At 66.5% G+C, this 16,100-nt stretch carries 22 protein-coding genes and 1 pseudogene; 10 read left to right on the top strand and 13 right to left on the bottom strand.

The genetic code is table 11. The annotated features are described in order from the left end of the window. The first annotated feature begins 30 nt into the window (after positions 1 to 30). Positions 31 to 975 (top strand): archaeosortase A, encoded by a 945-nt coding sequence (gene artA, locus BLU18_RS00360; protein WP_092629755.1) that lies wholly within the window; start codon positions 31 to 33, stop codon positions 973 to 975. Here artA and dph5 read toward each other — a convergent pair. Continuing rightward, complete coding sequence (dph5, locus tag BLU18_RS00355) at positions 972 to 1,772, bottom strand: diphthine synthase (RefSeq protein WP_092629751.1); 801 nt, start codon at positions 1,770 to 1,772, stop codon at positions 972 to 974. The genes artA and dph5 overlap by 4 nt on opposite strands. Positions 1,773 to 1,865: 93 nt before the next feature. On the opposite strand from dph5, the gene BLU18_RS00350 reads away from it, so the two are divergent. Next, complete coding sequence (locus BLU18_RS00350) at positions 1,866 to 2,510, top strand: DUF6517 family protein (protein WP_092629748.1); 645 nt, start codon at positions 1,866 to 1,868, stop codon at positions 2,508 to 2,510. A 3-nt stretch (positions 2,511 to 2,513) separates the two neighbouring features. On the opposite strand, the gene BLU18_RS14680 is transcribed toward BLU18_RS00350, so the two are convergent. Beyond that, positions 2,514 to 2,669, bottom strand: coding sequence for a DUF7563 family protein (locus BLU18_RS14680; RefSeq protein ID WP_176791145.1), 156 nt, complete (start codon positions 2,667 to 2,669; stop codon positions 2,514 to 2,516). Between the two features lie 87 nt (positions 2,670 to 2,756). Between BLU18_RS14680 and BLU18_RS00345 the strand changes: the two genes are divergently transcribed. Beyond that, the gene (locus BLU18_RS00345) at positions 2,757 to 3,194 is read left to right on the top strand and encodes a universal stress protein (RefSeq protein ID WP_092629745.1); all 438 of its coding nucleotides are present in this window, start codon (positions 2,757 to 2,759) and stop codon (positions 3,192 to 3,194) included. Between the two features lie 88 nt (positions 3,195 to 3,282). On the opposite strand, the gene BLU18_RS00340 is transcribed toward BLU18_RS00345, so the two are convergent. The 3 genes from BLU18_RS00340 to BLU18_RS00330 all read right to left on the bottom strand — a co-directional run bounded on the left by BLU18_RS00340 (position 3,283) and on the right by BLU18_RS00330 (position 7,517). Further along, the gene (locus tag BLU18_RS00340; protein ID WP_092629741.1) at positions 3,283 to 5,544 is read right to left on the bottom strand and encodes an NADP-dependent malic enzyme; all 2,262 of its coding nucleotides are present in this window, start codon (positions 5,542 to 5,544) and stop codon (positions 3,283 to 3,285) included. Between the two features lie 64 nt (positions 5,545 to 5,608). Continuing rightward, positions 5,609 to 6,883 (bottom strand): hypothetical protein, encoded by a 1,275-nt coding sequence (locus BLU18_RS00335; RefSeq protein ID WP_092629739.1) that lies wholly within the window; start codon positions 6,881 to 6,883, stop codon positions 5,609 to 5,611. A 214-nt stretch (positions 6,884 to 7,097) separates the two neighbouring features. Then, complete coding sequence (locus BLU18_RS00330; protein ID WP_092629736.1) at positions 7,098 to 7,517, bottom strand: VOC family protein; 420 nt, start codon at positions 7,515 to 7,517, stop codon at positions 7,098 to 7,100. A gap of 75 nt (positions 7,518 to 7,592) precedes the next feature. Here BLU18_RS00330 and BLU18_RS00325 point away from each other — a divergent pair, with 75 nt between their 5' ends. Together BLU18_RS00325 and BLU18_RS00320 are read left to right on the top strand one after the other, a co-directional pair. Beyond that, positions 7,593 to 8,093, top strand: coding sequence for a universal stress protein (locus BLU18_RS00325; protein ID WP_092629733.1), 501 nt, complete (start codon positions 7,593 to 7,595; stop codon positions 8,091 to 8,093). A 68-nt stretch (positions 8,094 to 8,161) separates the two neighbouring features. Beyond that, positions 8,162 to 8,326, top strand: coding sequence for a ribbon-helix-helix protein, CopG family (locus BLU18_RS00320; protein ID WP_092629730.1), 165 nt, complete (start codon positions 8,162 to 8,164; stop codon positions 8,324 to 8,326). Between the two features lie 21 nt (positions 8,327 to 8,347). Here BLU18_RS00320 and BLU18_RS00315 read toward each other — a convergent pair whose 3' ends face one another. Next, on the bottom strand, positions 8,348 to 8,707 hold the full coding sequence (locus tag BLU18_RS00315) for a DUF555 domain-containing protein (RefSeq protein ID WP_092629727.1): 360 nt from the start codon (positions 8,705 to 8,707) through the stop codon (positions 8,348 to 8,350). Between the two features lie 118 nt (positions 8,708 to 8,825). Here BLU18_RS00315 and BLU18_RS00310 point away from each other — a divergent pair, with 118 nt between their 5' ends. Further along, entirely contained in the window at positions 8,826 to 9,440 is a 615-nt protein-coding gene (locus BLU18_RS00310) for a DUF7344 domain-containing protein (RefSeq protein WP_143025202.1), read from the top strand. On the opposite strand, the gene BLU18_RS00305 is transcribed toward BLU18_RS00310, so the two are convergent. The 4 genes from BLU18_RS00305 to BLU18_RS00290 form a co-directional block, all read right to left on the bottom strand. Next, positions 9,437 to 10,036, bottom strand: coding sequence for a hypothetical protein (locus BLU18_RS00305; protein ID WP_092629721.1), 600 nt, complete (start codon positions 10,034 to 10,036; stop codon positions 9,437 to 9,439). The two genes, BLU18_RS00310 and BLU18_RS00305, sit on opposite strands and share 4 nt — an antisense overlap. A 4-nt stretch (positions 10,037 to 10,040) precedes the next feature. After that, complete coding sequence (locus tag BLU18_RS00300; protein WP_092629719.1) at positions 10,041 to 10,367, bottom strand: 2Fe-2S iron-sulfur cluster-binding protein; 327 nt, start codon at positions 10,365 to 10,367, stop codon at positions 10,041 to 10,043. Positions 10,368 to 10,673: 306 nt separating this feature from the next. Further along, positions 10,674 to 10,838 (bottom strand): lysine biosynthesis protein LysW, encoded by a 165-nt coding sequence (gene lysW / locus BLU18_RS00295; protein WP_092629716.1) that lies wholly within the window; start codon positions 10,836 to 10,838, stop codon positions 10,674 to 10,676. Positions 10,839 to 10,900: 62 nt separating this feature from the next. Then, on the bottom strand, positions 10,901 to 11,188 hold the full coding sequence (locus BLU18_RS00290) for a DUF4242 domain-containing protein (RefSeq protein WP_092629713.1): 288 nt from the start codon (positions 11,186 to 11,188) through the stop codon (positions 10,901 to 10,903). Positions 11,189 to 11,288: 100 nt separating this feature from the next. On the opposite strand from BLU18_RS00290, the gene BLU18_RS00285 reads away from it, so the two are divergent. Then, positions 11,289 to 11,783, top strand: a complete 495-nt coding sequence (locus tag BLU18_RS00285; protein WP_092629710.1) for a pyruvoyl-dependent arginine decarboxylase — start codon at positions 11,289 to 11,291, stop codon at positions 11,781 to 11,783. Here the strand turns inward: BLU18_RS00285 and BLU18_RS00280 are convergent. From BLU18_RS00280 to BLU18_RS00270, 3 genes are read right to left on the bottom strand one after another with little or no spacing between them, the layout of a single operon-like run. Beyond that, a complete protein-coding gene (locus BLU18_RS00280) occupies positions 11,780 to 11,983 on the bottom strand; it encodes a DUF8132 family protein (RefSeq protein ID WP_092629706.1) in 204 nt (67 codons plus the stop codon). The genes BLU18_RS00285 and BLU18_RS00280 overlap by 4 nt on opposite strands. 10 nt (positions 11,984 to 11,993) lie before the next feature. Beyond that, positions 11,994 to 12,272, bottom strand: coding sequence for an acylphosphatase (locus BLU18_RS00275; protein WP_092629704.1), 279 nt, complete (start codon positions 12,270 to 12,272; stop codon positions 11,994 to 11,996). A gap of 41 nt (positions 12,273 to 12,313) precedes the next feature. After that, positions 12,314 to 13,192, bottom strand: coding sequence for a DUF5794 domain-containing protein (locus BLU18_RS00270; protein ID WP_092629701.1), 879 nt, complete (start codon positions 13,190 to 13,192; stop codon positions 12,314 to 12,316). A 332-nt stretch (positions 13,193 to 13,524) separates the two neighbouring features. On the opposite strand from BLU18_RS00270, the gene guaB reads away from it, so the two are divergent. The 3 genes and pseudogenes from guaB to BLU18_RS15005 all read left to right on the top strand — a co-directional run. Beyond that, entirely contained in the window at positions 13,525 to 15,021 is a 1,497-nt protein-coding gene (gene guaB / locus BLU18_RS00265) for an IMP dehydrogenase (protein ID WP_092629698.1), read from the top strand. A 103-nt stretch (positions 15,022 to 15,124) separates the two neighbouring features. Beyond that, positions 15,125 to 15,712, top strand: coding sequence for a response regulator (locus BLU18_RS00260; protein WP_092629696.1), 588 nt, complete (start codon positions 15,125 to 15,127; stop codon positions 15,710 to 15,712). A 143-nt stretch (positions 15,713 to 15,855) separates the two neighbouring features. After that, positions 15,856 to 16,100, top strand: a pseudogene (locus tag BLU18_RS15005) (hypothetical protein); the annotation flags it as partial.

The following is a 16,100-nucleotide window of genomic DNA, read 5'->3' as shown; positions in this document are numbered from 1 at the left end:
GATATATCGCTGGGTGCCGTTCCGTCGCGTATGGCTGGCCCACTCACCGACGCCCTCGCCTGGGCTGTCGTCGGCCTCTTTCTGCTCGGCGTGCTCCTCCGCTGGCGCGAGAGCGACTACGCCCGAGCGGCCACCGTCGGCGCGTGGGGCGTCTTCGCCGTCTTCTGGGCGGCGCTCGTCCCCCACTTCGCGTTCGTCCAGAAGAGCTTCGTCGAGGGCTTCCTCTCGCTCGCGGCCGTCCCCGCCTCGCTCTACGTCGGCTACCTCCTCTACGACGGCCGGGACTCGCTGTTCGTCCTCTCGCGTGCCGTCGCGGTGATGGGCGTCGTCTACCTCCCCTTCGAGACGATTCCGGCGCTCACGCTGTGGGGCGTCTCGCTCCCCTCGCCGCGGTACGTCCTCATCTCTCACACCACGGGACAGACCCAGTGGGCGATGGAACTGCTCGGCTACTCGCCGACGCTCGTCGAGGGCGACCAAGGCTATCTCAACACGTTCAAATTCGTCACCGAGGGCGGGCACATCATCCTCTTCTCGATTATCCTCGCGTGTACGGGGCTGGGTAGCATCGCCATCTTCGTCGGCCTCATCGCCGCCGTCGAGGCACCGCTGAGCCGGAAGGTCCGGGCGCTCGCCATCGCCGTCCCCGTCATCTACGTCCTCAACATCGCGCGGACGACGTTCATCGGCCTGATGTTCGGCAAGCAGTACATGCAGTGGTTCGTCGACGAGATACTCTTCCTGTTCGGCGGCACCGACCCCTACAAGGTCTCGTTCTACATCTCGGACCGCATCATCAGTCAGGTGCTCGCCGTCGTCGCCCTCGTCGGCGTCACGTATCTCGTAGTCCGGGAACTTCCCGAGCTCCTGACCATCGTCGAGGACGTGCTCTACGTCGTCACGCGCGAGGAGTACGACCTCCGGGAAGCGCTCGACCTGCCGGAGCAGAGCGACGTGGGTCCGGGCGCCGACTAACCCGACGCGTCGTCGAGCAACTCGGCCGGCGCGCCACCGAGGGTTTCCAACGCGTCGACTTCGACGTGATGCAGGTCACCGGGGATGACCAGCATGTGAAGCGGGTCGCCGAAATCGCGCGTGGCGAGCGCCGAGAGTCGGTCGGCGTCGACGACGGGATTGGGACTGCCGGCCCGTGCGACGGCGACGGCGAGTCTGTCGGGCCACTCCTCGGCGAGCAAGCCGGCGGCCACGTCGGCGGTCATGAACGTCTCGCCCGCGTCCGTGCCGCGCCCGTCATCCACCTTGATGTCGAGGTAGACCAGCGTGTGCAGGCCGCGTTCGCGGTTGGCGTCGACGCTCTCGACGACCGAGGCGGGTACGCCGTCGGCGCCGTGGGCGCGAGGGAACGGGAGCGTGACCGCCTTGCCGAAGCGGTAGTTCTGGAGGCCGGTGAGGCCGCTCGCCGCCGACGAGGCGGAGACGCCGTGGACGACCCGCGTGTCGATGCCGCGCTCCATGGCGCGAAGGCGGAGGTCGACGTGGGTCGTCGATATCATCGAGTCGCCCGCGGTGAGAAAGACCACGTCCTCGCTCTCGGCGGCGTCGAGGATGGGTTCGGGGTGCTGTTCGACGCCCGCCCGGTCGCGGACCTCGATGTCGACGTCGTGGTGGGCTTCGAGCGATTCGACGCTGGTGCCGACGAGACGGCTGGTGTAGAACTCGGCGAAAGCGCGGTCGGCGGCCCGGAGGGCGTCGCGGCCCTCGACCGTTATCGACCGCTCGTCGTAGAGACCGAGGCCGACGAAGGTGAGCATGGCCATCCTACCGGAGCGACGAGTAAAAGCGAGGCGGTCGGTCCGGCGACGATGAGGTGGGTCGCTTTTTGCGTTGGCCCCGCTGGATGGGGTATGCACACTCGACGGGGAGTCGTCACGCTCGCTGCGGGCGCGCTCGCGACGACAGCTGGGTGCGGATTCATCACGGGAGAGGGAGCGCTGGAGTTCACGGCGTCGCCGGCGACTGTCGCCGATTCGACGGTCGAGGAATCGCCGTACGAGGAGACCAACGTCACCGACCAGACGGTCGAACGGGAGTTCTCCGCCGCTGGACAGACCCGCACGGTCACCATCGTGAACCAACTCGCGCAGTACGAACGGCAGGTCGACATGGGACCGCTCGGCTCCGAGCGAGCCGCCGTCTTCGTCACCTACACCAGCCCGCAGGTCGAGATCGCGGGCAAGACGTTCAACCCTATCGAGGACATGTCCGAGACGGCCGTCCTCCAGCAGTTCGAGTCGCAGTACGACGGCGTCACCGTCGGCGAGCAAGTGGACCAGCAGAGCGTCGCAACGCTCGGCCAGTCGACCAGCGTGTCGAAGTTCGAGGGGACGGCGTCGCTCGCGGGGTCACAGATGGACGTCTATCTGCACGCGACGAAATTCCAGCACGGGAGCGACTTCGTCGTCGCGGTGGCTATCTACCCGCAGCAGCTCTCGAACGAGTCGGAACAGGTCGTCTCGCTGCTCCAGGGACTGGAGCACGCCACCGAGTAACGGTCAGGTGCGTCTCGCCCGCGCCTGTCGGACGTCCGCGCCGTCGCGAACGAGGTCCTCGCAGTTCGGGCAGACGCGCGGTTCTGACATGCCGTTCGGGGCGAACACTCGGACGTAGTCGTCCGTGACGAACGACCCACAGTTCTGACAGCTCGGCATACGTCAACACGACTACCTGCGACTGATATGTACGTTACGGCCGGTTCGGCGGCGCGTTTGAAGTGTCCCCGGGGCTTACCCCGAAGCATGTACGACTCGATACTCGTCCCGACGGACGGGAGCGAGGGTGTCGACCGAACGCTCGAACACGCGCTGGAGATGGCGCGCAACCACGACGCGACGATTCACGCGCTGTACGTGGTCGACCGCCGATTCGAACTCGCGGCCGACGAGGACCGCGAGGACCTGATTGCGGAGTTGACCGAGCGCGGGGAGGAGGCCGTCGCCGCCGTCGCGGCCGCCGCGGGCGAGGCCGGCGTGGACGCCGTCACCGCCGTCCGCGAGGGCATCCCGTACAAGGCCATCCTCGGCTACGCCGACGAGGCCGACATCGACGTCATCACCATGGGAACGCACGGCCGGACGGGGCGTGACCGCCTCGCTCACCTCGGGAGTGTCACCGAACGTGTCGTCGAGAACGCCACTGTCCCGGTGTTCGTCGTCAACATCGGCGACGACGACTGATACTGTCGGCTGTAAGTCAATACAGAGGTTCGGCACCCGGAGTGCCGAATGTTTTGAATCAGTTACAGCCAACAGTATGACCGGAACGCTACGCGTCGCGCTCTTGGGCGTCGACGACGGCCACGCCCGCGAGGTTGACGATGTCGTTCACTTCGTCACCGCGCTGGAGGACGTGGACCGGCTTGTCCATCCCGACCAGCATCGGGCCGATGGCGTCGGCGCCCCCGAGTCGCTGGAGAAGCTTGTAACCGATGTTGCCCGCTTCGAGGTTCGGGAAGATGAGCACGTTCGCCGGGTCGTCAAGGTCGGCGAAGTCGTACGTCCCTTCGAGGATGTCCTCGACGACGGCGGTGTCGGCCTGCATTTCGCCGTCGACGGGGAAGTCCACCGTAGGGTCGTCGCGGAGGGTCTGGGCCGCCTCTCGGGGCTTTCGCGTCCCCTCGTTGTCCACGCTCCCGAAGTCCGAGTACGAGAGGAACGCGGCCCGTGGCTCGACGTTGAACCGGCGGGCCAGCTCGCCCGTGTGCCGGCCGATTTCGGCCAGCTCCTCGGCGCCCGGGTCTTGGTTCACCGTCGTGTCGGCGACGAAGACGACCCGGTTGCGGAAGGTGAGCATGTACACGCCCGCCACGTAGTCGGCGTCGTCCGCGGTGCCGATAATCTGAAGCGGTGGCCGCAGCGCCGAGGGGTAGTGGTGCGTGAGGCCCGTGAGGAGGGCGTCGGCGTCGCCCATTTCGACCATCACGCTCCCGAAGTAGTCGGTGTCGGTGCGGACGAGCTCTTCGGCCTCGACGCGCGTGATGCCCTTTCGCTGCCGTTCCTCGTAGAGGTGGTCGGCGTAGGCGTCGACGTCGGCCTCGGTGGGGTCGACGATTTCGGGTTCGAAGTCCAGACCGAGTTCGGCCACCCGGCGCTCGATGGTCTGCCGGTCCCCGAGGAGGACGGGCGTCGCGATGCCCTCCTCGACGATTTGGGAGGCTGCGCGGATGGTCTTCTCGTTCGTCCCCTCCGCGAGCGCGACCCGCTTGGGGTCCGTTTTGGCCTTGTTGAGGACGATACGCATCATCTCGCGGTCCTTCCCGAGGCGGGCTTCGAGCTCCTCGACGTAGGCGTCGAGGTCACGGTCCAGTCGAGCAACGCCGGTTTCGACGGCCGCCTCGGCGACGGCGGGCGCCACCTCGAAGAGCACGCGCGGGTCGAGCGCCTTCGGGATGAGATACTCGGGGCCGAACTGAAGCGGGTCGTCGCCGTAGGCTTTCGCCACCGCGTCGGGCACGTCCTTGCGCGCCAGCTGGGCGAGCGCGCGGGCGGCGGCGACTTTCATCGTCTCGTTGATTTCGGTGGCGCGTACGTCCAGCGCCCCGCGGAACATGAAGGGGAAACAGAGGACGTTGTTCACCTGATTCGGGAAGTCGGAGCGCCCGGTGGCGGCGATGACGGTGTCGTCGCGGGCCTCGCGCGCCTCGTGATACCCGATTTCGGGTTCGGGGTTGGCCATCGCGAAGACGATGGGGTCCTCGGCCATCGACCGCACCATGTCTTGGTCGACGAGGTCGCCGACGGCGAGGCCGACGAACACGTCGACGCCCTCCATCGCGCCGGCGAGGTCACCGGCCGGGCGGTCCTGCGCGAACGCGGCCTTGTAGTCGTTGACCTCGCCCGCCTCGGCGCGGTCGGTGGTGACGATGCCCTCAGAGTCGACGAGCGTGATGTTCTCGCGGGGGACGCCGAGGGAGACGTAGAAGTCGGCGGTGGCGATTGCGCTCGCCCCCGCGCCGGCGAAGGCCACCTCCAGATTCTCGATGTCCTTGTCGACGAGTTCGGCGCCGTTGATGAGGGCAGCGCCCGAGACGATGGCGGTGCCGTGCTGGTCGTCGTGGTAGACGGGGATGTCCATTCGCTCGCGGAGGCGCTCCTCGATTTCGAAGCATTCGGGCGCCTTGATGTCCTCGACGTGGATGCCGCCGAAGGAGGGTTCGGTGAGCGAGACGGCCTCGACGATGGCGTCGGGGTCGTCCGTGTCGAGTTCGAAATCGAAGACGTCGATGTCGGCGAAGCGCTTGAGCAGGACGCCCTTCCCCTCGATGACGGGTTTGGACGCTTGCGCGCCGATGTCGCCGAGGCCGAGCACCGCCGACCCGTTCGACACCATGCCGACGAGGTTGCCCTTCGAGGTGTAGGTGTAGGCGTCGGTGGGGTCCTCCGCGATGGCCCGGCAGGGCGCGGCGACGCCGGGCGAGTAGGCGAGACTCAGGTCTCGCTGGGTGCTGGTCGGTTTCGTCGTCTCGATGGCGACTTTGCCCGGCGGGTCACGCCGGTGGTAGTCGAGTGCGTCTTCGTCGAGTCCCATACCCGCGTCTCGGCACGTCGCCTGATAAAAGGTGCCCGCGTCGGCAGAACTCGTACGGCTTCACTCACTCCCCGGCGAGCCACGTCCCCTTCAGGTCTGCCGCCGGGTCGCGGCGACGCTCCCACGGCACGTCGGAGGGAAGCGCGGCGACGACGGCCGACCCGGCGCGGAGCCGGTACGCGTAAATCGTCGTGTCGGCGGCGTCGTAGAAGACGCGCTCCCACTCCTGTCCTGCGAGAGTGGTCGTTCCCTCCGTCCCGATGTCGTCGTCGACGGCGGCTTGGGCGGCGTCGACGCTCTCGAACGTCTCGACGTAGACGGGCGTCGAGTCGAAGTTCGGACCGATGGTGCCCAGAAAGAGCGTGAGCGCCGTCGCCGGGTTCTCGGATTTAAGCGGGGCGAACAGCCCGGTGAACGCGGGCTGGAAGTCGTCAAGGCGCTCCCGCCACGACGCCGCGTCTTCGAGAATCGCCACGTCGCCGTCGCCGTAGGCGTAGAGCTCGTTCAGCGGCGGTTCGTTCGTGTGGTCGCGAAGCGAGTGCCCCGTCCGATGGTCGTGGGCGTGCGTGTACACGCGGTATCCGCTCGGGAACTCGTGGGTGTGCTGAGCGACGCCGTCGTCGCTGGTGGATTCGGTCTTGTCGGGGTGGGCCCACGTCACGAACTCGTCGCCGACGAGCGCCACGATGTGGTCACCGGCACCGCTGGGAACCAGCATATCGTACAGGGAGTCGTGGACCGGGCGGCGTGAGAGTTCATTGGCGACGTAACCGCTGGAACGGACGCGCTGGTAGTACGACTTCGCACGGGAGAGGACGGAATCCTGCAGTTGCTGGTCGTCGCGAGAGACCGCTCGCTCGAAGTCCCGGACGTACACGTTGTCCCCGATACGAAGCGCCGCGTCGACGTCGAAATGCGGTTGGAGCGTCGACTGGACGAACGAGGCGAGGTCGGTCGATGCCTCGCGAAACGCCGTCACGTCCGCCTCGGTTCGCTCCGAGGCGGACTGAATCTCCGAGAGCGTGTCGTAGACGGACCCGACGGCGACGCGGAACTGCGTCAGTGCGCTGTCGTAGTCGTCCCGGAACCACGCGTACTCGTCGACGATGGCCGTCGTCGCCGCGGCGAGTTCGGCGTCAGCGACGGGCGTCGCCGTCGGCGTCGCAGAGGGGGACTGCGTGGCCGTGGCCGTCGCCGTCCCCGTCGCCGACTGCTCGTCGGTCGGGCCGCTGTCGGTCGGTGTCGTCTCGGTGTCGCCGCCACCGCCGAAACACCCGCTGAGGGCAGTCGCTTGGGCGAGCGCGGCCGCAGCGAGGACATTCCGTCGCGTGAAGGGCATTCGATGGGAGACTGACGGGGCGAACGGTTATCTCTGTTGGCCCCGAGAAGCGCCACAGTCTTGAAGGATGCCGTTGTAGGGCGGCGCATGAACCTTCCATCCAGCACCACACCCGAAGGACTGTTCGACTACCTGATGATCTTCCTCCTCCTCGCGGCCGTCCTCGCGTACGCGGTCCTCTACTTCGGCGGGTAACGTCCTCGAACCGCGTCGCCTACGCCTCCAGCACCTCGACTAGGTTCCCCTCCGGGTCGCGAACGAAGCAGATGCGCGTCCCGCTTTCGGTCGTCTGGGGTTCGCTCAGCGTCGTGACGCTCGAATCGAGGTCGGCGTAGAAGGCGTCGAGGTCGTCGACCGCGAGGCCGAGATGTTTCGCACCGGGCTGGTTCACCGCCGACCCGGTCGCGTCGTCGCCTGCGGGGTCGTACTCGACGAGTTCGATGCGAGCACCGTCGAGCGTGAAGTGGGCGAACCGCCCGGTCGCGCCGTCAACGTCGACGGCCTCGGAGAAGGCCTCGCCGGCAACGCTGAAACGCTCGGGGTCGCCGAGGTCGAAGGTGTCGCGGTAGAAGTCGACGGCACGGTCCAAGTCGGCGACGGTCACGCCGAAGTGGTGCGCGGCGAGTCGAGTCATATCAGGCCGGCGGCGGGCCGTCGACAAAGCCGCTTCGGTCCGAGAGCTTACTACCCACGGCACCCTCGGTACGGTATGACGTTCGTCGTTCCGTTCGACGGCTCGGACCTCGCCGAGACGGCACTGGTGCGGGCGGTGGAGTTCGGTACAGTACTGGACGAGCAGATAGTCTCCGTGAGCGTAATCCCCGAGGAGAACGCCTCCTACGCCCGCGAGCGCGGGTGGCTCGACGCAGGGGAGCAATTCGACTTGGAGACGGTCGCGGGGCGTCTCCACGAGGCCGTGACGACACACGCCCCGAGCGCGGAGTTCCGATACGACACCGTCGGTCGTCGGGCGACACCGGGGACGATAGCCAGTCGTCTTCGCGAACAGGCCCGCGACGCGGACGCGTCGATGGTGTTCGTCGGGAGCGAGAACGCGGGGCGACTCGTCTCCTCGCTGAGTAGCGTCGGTGAGACAGTCGCTGCCGACGACGCGTACGACGTGGTCATCGTCCGCCACCGAGAGCCGTCGAAGATTCAGCGCGTCGACGAGGCGTCGCCGTTCCACGACTCGAAATCGGACTTCTACTGAGGCGTCACACGTCCGCCGGACGGTCGTCTGACGGGCCTATTTGTAGACCGCTCGCGTGCCACACCACCATGGACGAGGGAGACGGACTGGCGGAGATGGAGTCTGTGACCGTCGAGTTGGACGCCGAAACGCTGGCCGAGGTGGACGACATCGCCTTCACCGACCATCGCGACAACCGCGACGCGGCGATTCGGACGCTTCTCGACGAGTGGCTCAAAGCGCGAGACGAGTAACGCCGACCACCCGGACGGCCTTCAGGCCGCCTCTTCGTCGTCGGTTTCGATGACTTCGATGACCGAGAGCGGTACGTCACGGAGGGCGCCCCCGACTTCGCTTTTCGCGATGCGGGTGGCGTGGTTCTCGCCGTCGGCGTTGAACACCTCGATTTCGAGGAGGAGGCCGACGAGCGCGGTGTCGGCGGCGATGAAGGCCGAGTCGAAGGGTTCGCCACAGGCGGGACAGGGCGTGACGCCAACCTCCACCTCGACGTACTCCTTGTCCTGGTCGTTGAGGCGCTTGCCCGCCTCGCTCACTGCGACGCCGATGGCGTCGTCTACGTCTTCGACGTCGCGAACCAACCAAGCCGCCTCCATGGCGACGAGATAATTGCTCATACACTCCACAGGGCGTCGACTACCTCGTGTCTTGTGGTTCGCATCGCGTATCAACGCAGATAATTCGGCCCAGAAGCTTAATACGTTGCTGCGAGGCGTACCAAGCACAGAACGAGTGATGAGCAGCCAAGGGGGGAAATCGGTGGAACGGGGCGGAAACACGTCGGTCGAGTCGAACGGCCGAATGGAGACGGCCGACCGAGACGACCCGACCGAACAGGAGGTGTTCGACGTCCTGTCGAACCGCCGTCGCCGATACGCGCTGTACGCGTTACTGAACGACGGCGAGACGACCATCGGGTCGCTGGCCGACCGGATTGCCGCCTGGGAGAACGACTGCGCGGTGGCGGACGTGACCCCCGCGGAGCGAAAGCGGGTCTACACGGCGCTCCAGCAGTCGCACGTCCCCAAACTCGAACGCCTCGGCTTGGTCGATTTCGACGCCGACAGCGGTCGCATCTCGCCGACGGACGTCACCGCCGACGTAGACGCCTATCTCGACGTCGTCGACGAGCCACGCCAGTCGTGGACGCGATTCTGCGTGGGCGTGTCCGCGCTGTCGGTCGGTCTCGCCGCCGCCGTCTGGTTGGATCTCCCCTTGGTCGGAGCTGTGGACCCGCGCCTCTGGTTGACGCTCGTGGCTGGCCTCGTCACCACGGCAACGGTCACCCGCACCTACCGCTCGTCGAACCGCGACCTCGAGAGCGAACCACCGGACGTGAACCGCCCCTAACGCGGGTCATTGAGGTCGTCTGCGGCCAGCGTTATCGTGTAGCCAGCGACGGCCTCGGCGGCGTCCCAGTCGTCGCTGTCGGCCCGGGCGTCGAGTGCTTCGAGGCCGTCTTCGAGACACGCCTCTGTCTCCGCGCGCAGGTCGCGAAAGAGGTCGGCGCGGTCGGCCGCGCCACGTTCGTCGAAGAAGTCGATAAGCCGTGCGTGAGTGCGGAGGCTGACGAGTGTCCGCCCGACCATCCCGCCGGCGACGCGCTGAATCGGGTCGGTCCGACCCCGGAGATAGGCGTGCATTGGCCCAGCGCCCTCGGGGGGCGTGGCGTCGTCGGGGAGATGGGCGCGAACGCGGCGAAAGTGCTCGTCCTCTTGTTCGACGACGGCGTTGAACGTCTCACGGAGCGTCGGGTCGGCGGTGTCGGCGACCCACTGGCGAAACGTCTCGCGGGCGGCGTGTTCGCTGTCCGCGGCGGCGGCGAGCAGGGCTGTCGGGTCGGGGTCGCCACCGGAGAGGGCTTGGAGGAGGGCGGGCGAGCCGAGTCGGTCGAGTTCGTCGGCGTAGTCGGTTTCGAGTGCGGTGCGGAGCGCGTCGGCGTCCATCGCGTCAGTCGTCGTCCGCGGCCGCCGCGTCCATCGTGTCGGCGTCTTCGATGCTCGGCGGGTACTTGCCGCGGTCGAGTTTGAGGTCGGACTTCGGTCGAGCCATGCAGGTCAGGGCGTACGATTCGGCCTCTTCCTCGGTGAGGGCGTGGGCGGCGGGCTGAACCACCTCACCGTCGAGAATTTTCGCGGAGCAGGCGAGACACATCCCGACGCGGCAGGAGTACTCTTGGGCGATGCCGGCGTCGATACAGGCCGAGAGGATGGTCCGCTTCTCGGGTACCTGAATCGTCTCGCCGGTGCCGACGAACTCGACAGTGTACTCGGTCATGGAGCGCCGTACGCACGACCCCGGCAAAACTCTTTATTCCGCCGTCTCTCGATGGTCGGCCAGCCGACATGGGTGTCTCGCCCGTGTGTGGGCCGTTAACCCGGTCGAACGGGGATGTCAGACTCTCGTCTGACACAAGATATATACCGATAGCGGCCACCCTTTCGTAACGAGACGCAGACCGTCGGGGGCAGTTGGTAGGGGTACTTTCGGTCCCCGAGTGTCTGCGGGAGGTATTTTATCGACCGTCGAACCGCGAGCGACGCGACTACCGGCAGTTGCAGCACCGAGAAAAACCGCGAGTCGTTACTCGCCCCAGTCCTCTTCGAGTTCGGGGGCGGCGTCCAGTTCGACGGGGTCGACGCCGATGACTTCGAGTTCGGCGCCGCAGGTCCCACAGTCGACGATCTCTCCCACTTCCAGATCCTCGTGCAGGGTCACGTCGGCCCCGCATTCGACGCACTCGGGCATGTGTCGGCCAATCGTTGGAGGTGGGGGGACTTGAAGGATGCCTTTCGCCGATGACGGACCGTTCAGTCCTCGCCGGCGAGCGGTTCGCCCTGCCGGTCGATGCGCGTGGCGGGGAGTCCGGCGCGGTCGGCGTGTTCGCGCACCGCGTCCTCGCTCTCGGCCTGATAGTGACAGAAGGTCCCGGTCACGTCGCCGTCGTCGTTGGTCAGCACCTCGGAGTCGACCCAGCGGATGTCGACGCCTTCGTCGCGGAGGGCTTCGAGCGCCTCGCCGGACTTCTCGGCGGCGGCGTCAAGGTCGGCACGGCTGATGGGTTCGTCGAGTTCGCGGAGGATGAGGTAGTCCTGCATGGTCGATATGCAACGACAGGCTATCGGAGGTTAAAACCCGGGGTCGATTCGGTCGAGTAGTAAGTCCTAAAGCCGCCAGCGGCGAATCGCGGGTATCAGCATGCCGATCGAGTTGGTGTGGGGAACGGGGACGGCGACGACGGAACTCGGCGCGTTCGACGCCGCCCTGAGCGGTGCGAACGTGCACAACTACAATCTGGTCGAACTCTCCTCTATCGTCCCCGAAGGAGCGACGGTCGACCGCGTCGGCGAACTCGAACCCGGTCGGTGGACGACCGGTGACCTCGTCGCGACGGTGCTCGCGTCGAACACGTCCGCGACGCCCGGCGAGCGAATCGCCGCCGGTCTCGGCTGGGAGCTGGCCGACGAGGGCGGCGTCTTCATGGAGAACGAGGCGCCCACCGCCGACGCCTGCGAGCAGTTACTCGACGCGAACCTCGACGACGCCCACAGGGTCCGCGACTGGAACTGGACCGGCGAGCGCGAGACGAAAGTGGTCGAACGCGTCGTCGACGAGGACCCCGGTGCGGCTGGCGTCGTCGTCGCCGCCGTCTTCCACCCCGTCTCGGCCGGGCACCGAGACGACGACCGTTAGAAGCGCGCGTAGCGCGTCAGCCCCCATGCCGCGATGGCGACGCCGACGATGAACGCGCCGAGTGCGGCGAGGAGTGGTCGGGGCGCGAGGGTTGCTCCGTCGAGGAACGGGCCGCGAACGATGAGATACCCCGCGCCGAGAGCGACAGCGAGGCCGACACCGCCAACCGCGCCGACGACGCGTTTGACGAGCGAAGTCACCGGCCGGGAGTCATCGGCGGATTTCGAACGCCGACTCGCCCTCTGGTTCCTCGTAGCGCACGTCGACGTCGTCGACGGTGGCGGCCGGACTGCCGGTGTGACACCACTCAATCATCTCCTCGACGGCGGATTCGGACCCCTCGAAGACGGCTTCGACACGGCCGTCGGCCAGATTCCGAACCCATCCGTTGACGTCTCTCGCGCGCGCTGCGTCGCGCGTGTTCGCTCGGTAGTAGACGCCCTGAACTCGCCCGGAGACGAAGACTCGGGCGCGCGTGCGGTCGCTCATAGACGACAATTACCGTCCAGCGGTTAAAAACCCGAAGCCCGCTACAGCCACGGGGCGCGCTGGTCGTCCTCGACGGGGAACGGCGAGGGTTGCGCGTCGTCGGCGTCGGGACCGGGCGACTCGTCGTCCGCCTCGGCTTCTTCCTCGGCGTCGGTATCGTCCTCGGCGTCGGCCGCCGCGTCGTCGCCCTTCGTGGCCGGGTCGAACGAGAACACCGCGGTCACACAGAGGACGCCGAGTGCGACGGGGGCGTCGGTGGGCATCAGTCCGAGGACCGAGAGCGCGAGCATCCCGAGGGCGACGGCGCTCCCGAAGCGGAACAGGTCAAGGTCGACCGACTCCTGTAGGACCGGACCGAGCGCCGCGACGAGCATCGCGAAGCCGACGCCGACCCCCGCGGCGGCGACGCCACGGAGGACGAGGCCGGTGTCGGCGACGAAGGTGACGGTGGCTCCGGCGGGCTGGAGGCTGGCGACGAGGCCGAGGCCGATGATGATGGCCGGGCGCGGGAGGTACTCGCCGACGCGGGCGCTCGCCGTCTTGGCCGCGACGGTCAGGATGACGAGGCCGGCGAACCGGTGGAAGACGGCCATGTCGATGAGGCTCTCGACGGTGGGCGCAAGCGCCGCCTCGACGGCGGCGGCGGGGAGCAACACCACGCCGACGAGCGCGATGGTGCGCATCCGCTCGCGCGGCGAACCGTCCATCTCCGCTAAGACGACGGCGACGGTGGCCGACCCGCCGAAGATGAGCAGGCCGGTTTCGAGGATGCCGAAGGGGAAGGTGAGTGCGCCCGCGAGGATGAGCGCCGGGAATATCCCGTCGAGTAGCGGGAGCAGCATCACCGTGGCGAGCAGTTTGGTCGCACCGCCTACCTGTTGCTCGAGGCGAAGTGCGACCGGGTGCTGTGAAACGCTCATCCCACGCTAGCGGCCGTACCCATCGGCCGAACGGTGGTGTAACGCCCTCGACCTGCCAGCGTCGACGGCGTTCGGTCCGAAGCGTTTGTCGATAGCCCGCGCTGTAAAGGAAATGCCGGAGTCCGAGACGGAGCTCGTCCGAGCGGCAGTGCGCGTGGCGATGGAACGCTTCGAAGCCATGGCTGTATTTTGGGTCACAGAACTATTAAGCGTTGTGTGGGAGACGAACACACGACGCCGCAGACGGTCGAATGAGTGTTGTCACCACGGCTCTCAGTGCCGGAGACACCCCGTCTCGGAACGTTTTTCCGAGCGGCGAGACGACGGCTTACATGGCGAACGACGTTCCCGATACTGGACCCTTCTCGGAGAAGCTGCGTGTACCGGAGGCACTGACGTTCGACGACGTTCTGCTGCGACCCATGGAGAGCCACGTCGAACCCGACGAGGCCGACGTGTCGACCCAGGTGTCGACGAACGTCAGTCTCAACATCCCCATCCTCTCGGCGGCGATGGACACCGTCACCGAGAGCGACCTCGCTATCGCGATGGCCCGCAACGGCGGCATCGGCGTCCTCCACCGGAACATGAACGACGAGGAGATGGCCGTCGAAATCGAGCGCGTCAAGCGCGCCGACGAGCTGGTGATTCGACGCGACGACGTGGTGACGGCGAACCCGGACCAGACCGTCCGCGAAGTGGACGAGATGATGGAACACGAGGGCGTCAGCGGCGCCCCCGTCGTCGACGACGACGACACCGTACTCGGCATCATCTCCGGGACCGACATCCGGCCGTACCTCGAAGTCGGCGAGTCCGACGAGGTGCGAAAGGCGATGACCGACGAGGTCATCACCGCCGGGGAGAGCGTCACCGCCCGGGAAGCGCTCGAACTCATGTACGACCACAAGATAGAACGCGTCCCCATCGTCGACGAGGACGACCACCTCGTCGGACTGGTGACGATGCAGGGCATCCTCCAGCGCCGCGAACACGAGAACGCCGCGCGTGACGAGGACGGGGCGCTTCGAGTCGGCGCCGCCGTCGGGCCGTTCGAGGACGACCGAGCACAGGTCGCCGACGAGGCCGGGGCGGACGTGCTCTTCATCGACTGCGCGCACGCCCACAACCGAAACGTCATCGACAGCGCCCGCGAAATCAGCGAGCTGGTGGACGCTGACGTGGTCGTCGGCAACATCGGGACCCGCGAGGCCGCGGAAGCCGTCGTCGACTTCGCGGACGGCGTGAAGGTCGGCATCGGTCCGGGCTCCATCTGTACGACTCGCGTCGTCACGGGGGCGGGCATGCCCCAGATTACGGCGGTGTCCGAAGTGGCCGACGTGGCCAGCCGACACGACGTGCCGGTTATCGCCGACGGCGGCATTCGCTACTCGGGCGACGCCATCAAGGCCATCGCGGCCGGCGCCGACGCGGTCATGCTCGGCTCCTACTTCGCGGGCACGGACGAAGCGCCGGGGCGCGTCATCACCATGAACGGCAAGAAGTACAAGCAGTACCGCGGCATGGGCTCGGTCGGTGCGATGCGCTCCGGCGGCGGTGAGCGCTACCTCAAAGACGAGGACGAAGACGAGGGATTCGTCCCCGAGGGCGTCGAGGCAGCCACGCCGTACAAGGGCACGCTGGCCTCGGAACTCCACCAGCTCGTCGGCGGGATGAAATCGGGCATGGGCTACGTCGGTGCGGAGACCATCCCCGAGTTCAAGGAGCGCTCCCGATTCGTCCGGGTGTCGGCCGCCGGCCAGACCGAGGGTCACCCCCACGACGTGATGATTACGGACGAGGCGCCGAACTACAGCCCACAGGAGTAACGCAGTCAGTCGATTCGACGCACCTCTTCGCAAGGGGTATTTTGATATAGGCTCGTGACACATAGGCCACCGTGAGTGGTCGCACGCCGCCCCACGGGCACACATGACCGACGATCTCCCTCTCGTTCTCGTCGTCGAGGACGAACGTGACCTGTCCGAACTGTATCAGATGTGGCTCAAGGAATCGTATCGAGTTCGGACAGCAGCCGACGGCAGAGCGGCACTCGACAGCCTCGACGAGGAGGTCGACATCGTGCTTCTCGACCGTCGAATGCCCGATATCTCGGGTGACGAAGTGCTCGAGCGCATCCGGGAGCGAAACCTCGACTGTCGGGTCGCGATGGTGACGGCCGTCGAACCCGACACCGACATCGTCGATATGCCCTTCGACGACTACCTCGTCAAACCTGTCTCGGAGAGCGACCTCATCGAGATGGTCGAGAACCTCCGCATCCGTGACGAGTACGACGACGGCATCAGAGAACTCTTCTCGCTAGCCTCGAAGAAGGCCCTGCTCGAAACCGAGAAGGACGCCTCAACGCTCGAAAACGACGAGAACTACCAGCAACTCGTTTCCGATCTCAACACCCTCCGCGAGGACCTCGACGACCAACTCGCGCGCCTCAGCGACACCGACGCCCTCACCCTGATCTACCGCGACCTCGACCGCGAACAACGCGACGACGAGTAGCAGTCTCCCGCTAATCAGTCCCCCGCTCGCAACTGTTCGTCTGCCTATGTTTATGTCAGTGTGCAGTTGCTTTAATTGATTATATTAACTATCAGATATTCTCGAAAAATTATAATTTCTCGTCGCGTGACGGTTCGAGTGCAATGTCCGAACGTGACAGCGAAACGGTGGAAACGCAGACGAACGCAGCGGCTGGGAACGGCGGCGCTGTTTCAGGCCCCTATACTGCAGACGGCAACGGTGGGGCGGTCTCCGGTCCATTCACTGCTGACGGTAACGGTGGAGCAGTCTCTGGTCCCTACACGGCTGACGGTAACGGTGGCGCCGTCTCCGGTCCCTACACTGCCGATGGCAACGGTGGCGCAGTCTCCGGTCCCTACACGGCTGA

This window comes from Haloplanus vescus (assembly GCF_900107665.1).
Lineage (GTDB): Archaea > Halobacteriota > Halobacteria > Halobacteriales > Haloferacaceae > Haloplanus > Haloplanus vescus.
Note: the sequence above shows the minus strand (reverse complement) of the source record. Positions and strands in the feature narration are given on the sequence as shown.

Coding starts and splice junctions, on each gene's coding strand:
- artA (WP_092629755.1), top strand. CDS start 31: ATGGCTGGCCCACTCACCGACGCCCTCGCCTGGGCTGTCGTCGGCCTC.
- dph5 (WP_092629751.1), bottom strand. CDS start 1,772: ATGCTCACCTTCGTCGGCCTCGGTCTCTACGACGAGCGGTCGATAACG.
- BLU18_RS00350 (WP_092629748.1), top strand. CDS start 1,866: ATGCACACTCGACGGGGAGTCGTCACGCTCGCTGCGGGCGCGCTCGCG.
- BLU18_RS14680 (WP_176791145.1), bottom strand. CDS start 2,669: ATGCCGAGCTGTCAGAACTGTGGGTCGTTCGTCACGGACGACTACGTC.
- BLU18_RS00345 (WP_092629745.1), top strand. CDS start 2,757: ATGTACGACTCGATACTCGTCCCGACGGACGGGAGCGAGGGTGTCGAC.
- BLU18_RS00340 (WP_092629741.1), bottom strand. CDS start 5,544: ATGGGACTCGACGAAGACGCACTCGACTACCACCGGCGTGACCCGCCG.
- BLU18_RS00335 (WP_092629739.1), bottom strand. CDS start 6,883: ATGCCCTTCACGCGACGGAATGTCCTCGCTGCGGCCGCGCTCGCCCAA.
- BLU18_RS00330 (WP_092629736.1), bottom strand. CDS start 7,517: ATGACTCGACTCGCCGCGCACCACTTCGGCGTGACCGTCGCCGACTTG.
- BLU18_RS00325 (WP_092629733.1), top strand. CDS start 7,593: ATGACGTTCGTCGTTCCGTTCGACGGCTCGGACCTCGCCGAGACGGCA.
- BLU18_RS00320 (WP_092629730.1), top strand. CDS start 8,162: ATGGACGAGGGAGACGGACTGGCGGAGATGGAGTCTGTGACCGTCGAG.
- BLU18_RS00315 (WP_092629727.1), bottom strand. CDS start 8,707: ATGAGCAATTATCTCGTCGCCATGGAGGCGGCTTGGTTGGTTCGCGAC.
- BLU18_RS00310 (WP_143025202.1), top strand. CDS start 8,826: ATGAGCAGCCAAGGGGGGAAATCGGTGGAACGGGGCGGAAACACGTCG.
- BLU18_RS00305 (WP_092629721.1), bottom strand. CDS start 10,036: ATGGACGCCGACGCGCTCCGCACCGCACTCGAAACCGACTACGCCGAC.
- BLU18_RS00300 (WP_092629719.1), bottom strand. CDS start 10,367: ATGACCGAGTACACTGTCGAGTTCGTCGGCACCGGCGAGACGATTCAG.
- lysW (WP_092629716.1), bottom strand. CDS start 10,838: ATGCCCGAGTGCGTCGAATGCGGGGCCGACGTGACCCTGCACGAGGAT.
- BLU18_RS00290 (WP_092629713.1), bottom strand. CDS start 11,188: ATGCAGGACTACCTCATCCTCCGCGAACTCGACGAACCCATCAGCCGT.
- BLU18_RS00285 (WP_092629710.1), top strand. CDS start 11,289: ATGCCGATCGAGTTGGTGTGGGGAACGGGGACGGCGACGACGGAACTC.
- BLU18_RS00275 (WP_092629704.1), bottom strand. CDS start 12,272: ATGAGCGACCGCACGCGCGCCCGAGTCTTCGTCTCCGGGCGAGTTCAG.
- BLU18_RS00270 (WP_092629701.1), bottom strand. CDS start 13,192: ATGAGCGTTTCACAGCACCCGGTCGCACTTCGCCTCGAGCAACAGGTA.
- guaB (WP_092629698.1), top strand. CDS start 13,525: ATGGCGAACGACGTTCCCGATACTGGACCCTTCTCGGAGAAGCTGCGT.
- BLU18_RS00260 (WP_092629696.1), top strand. CDS start 15,125: ATGACCGACGATCTCCCTCTCGTTCTCGTCGTCGAGGACGAACGTGAC.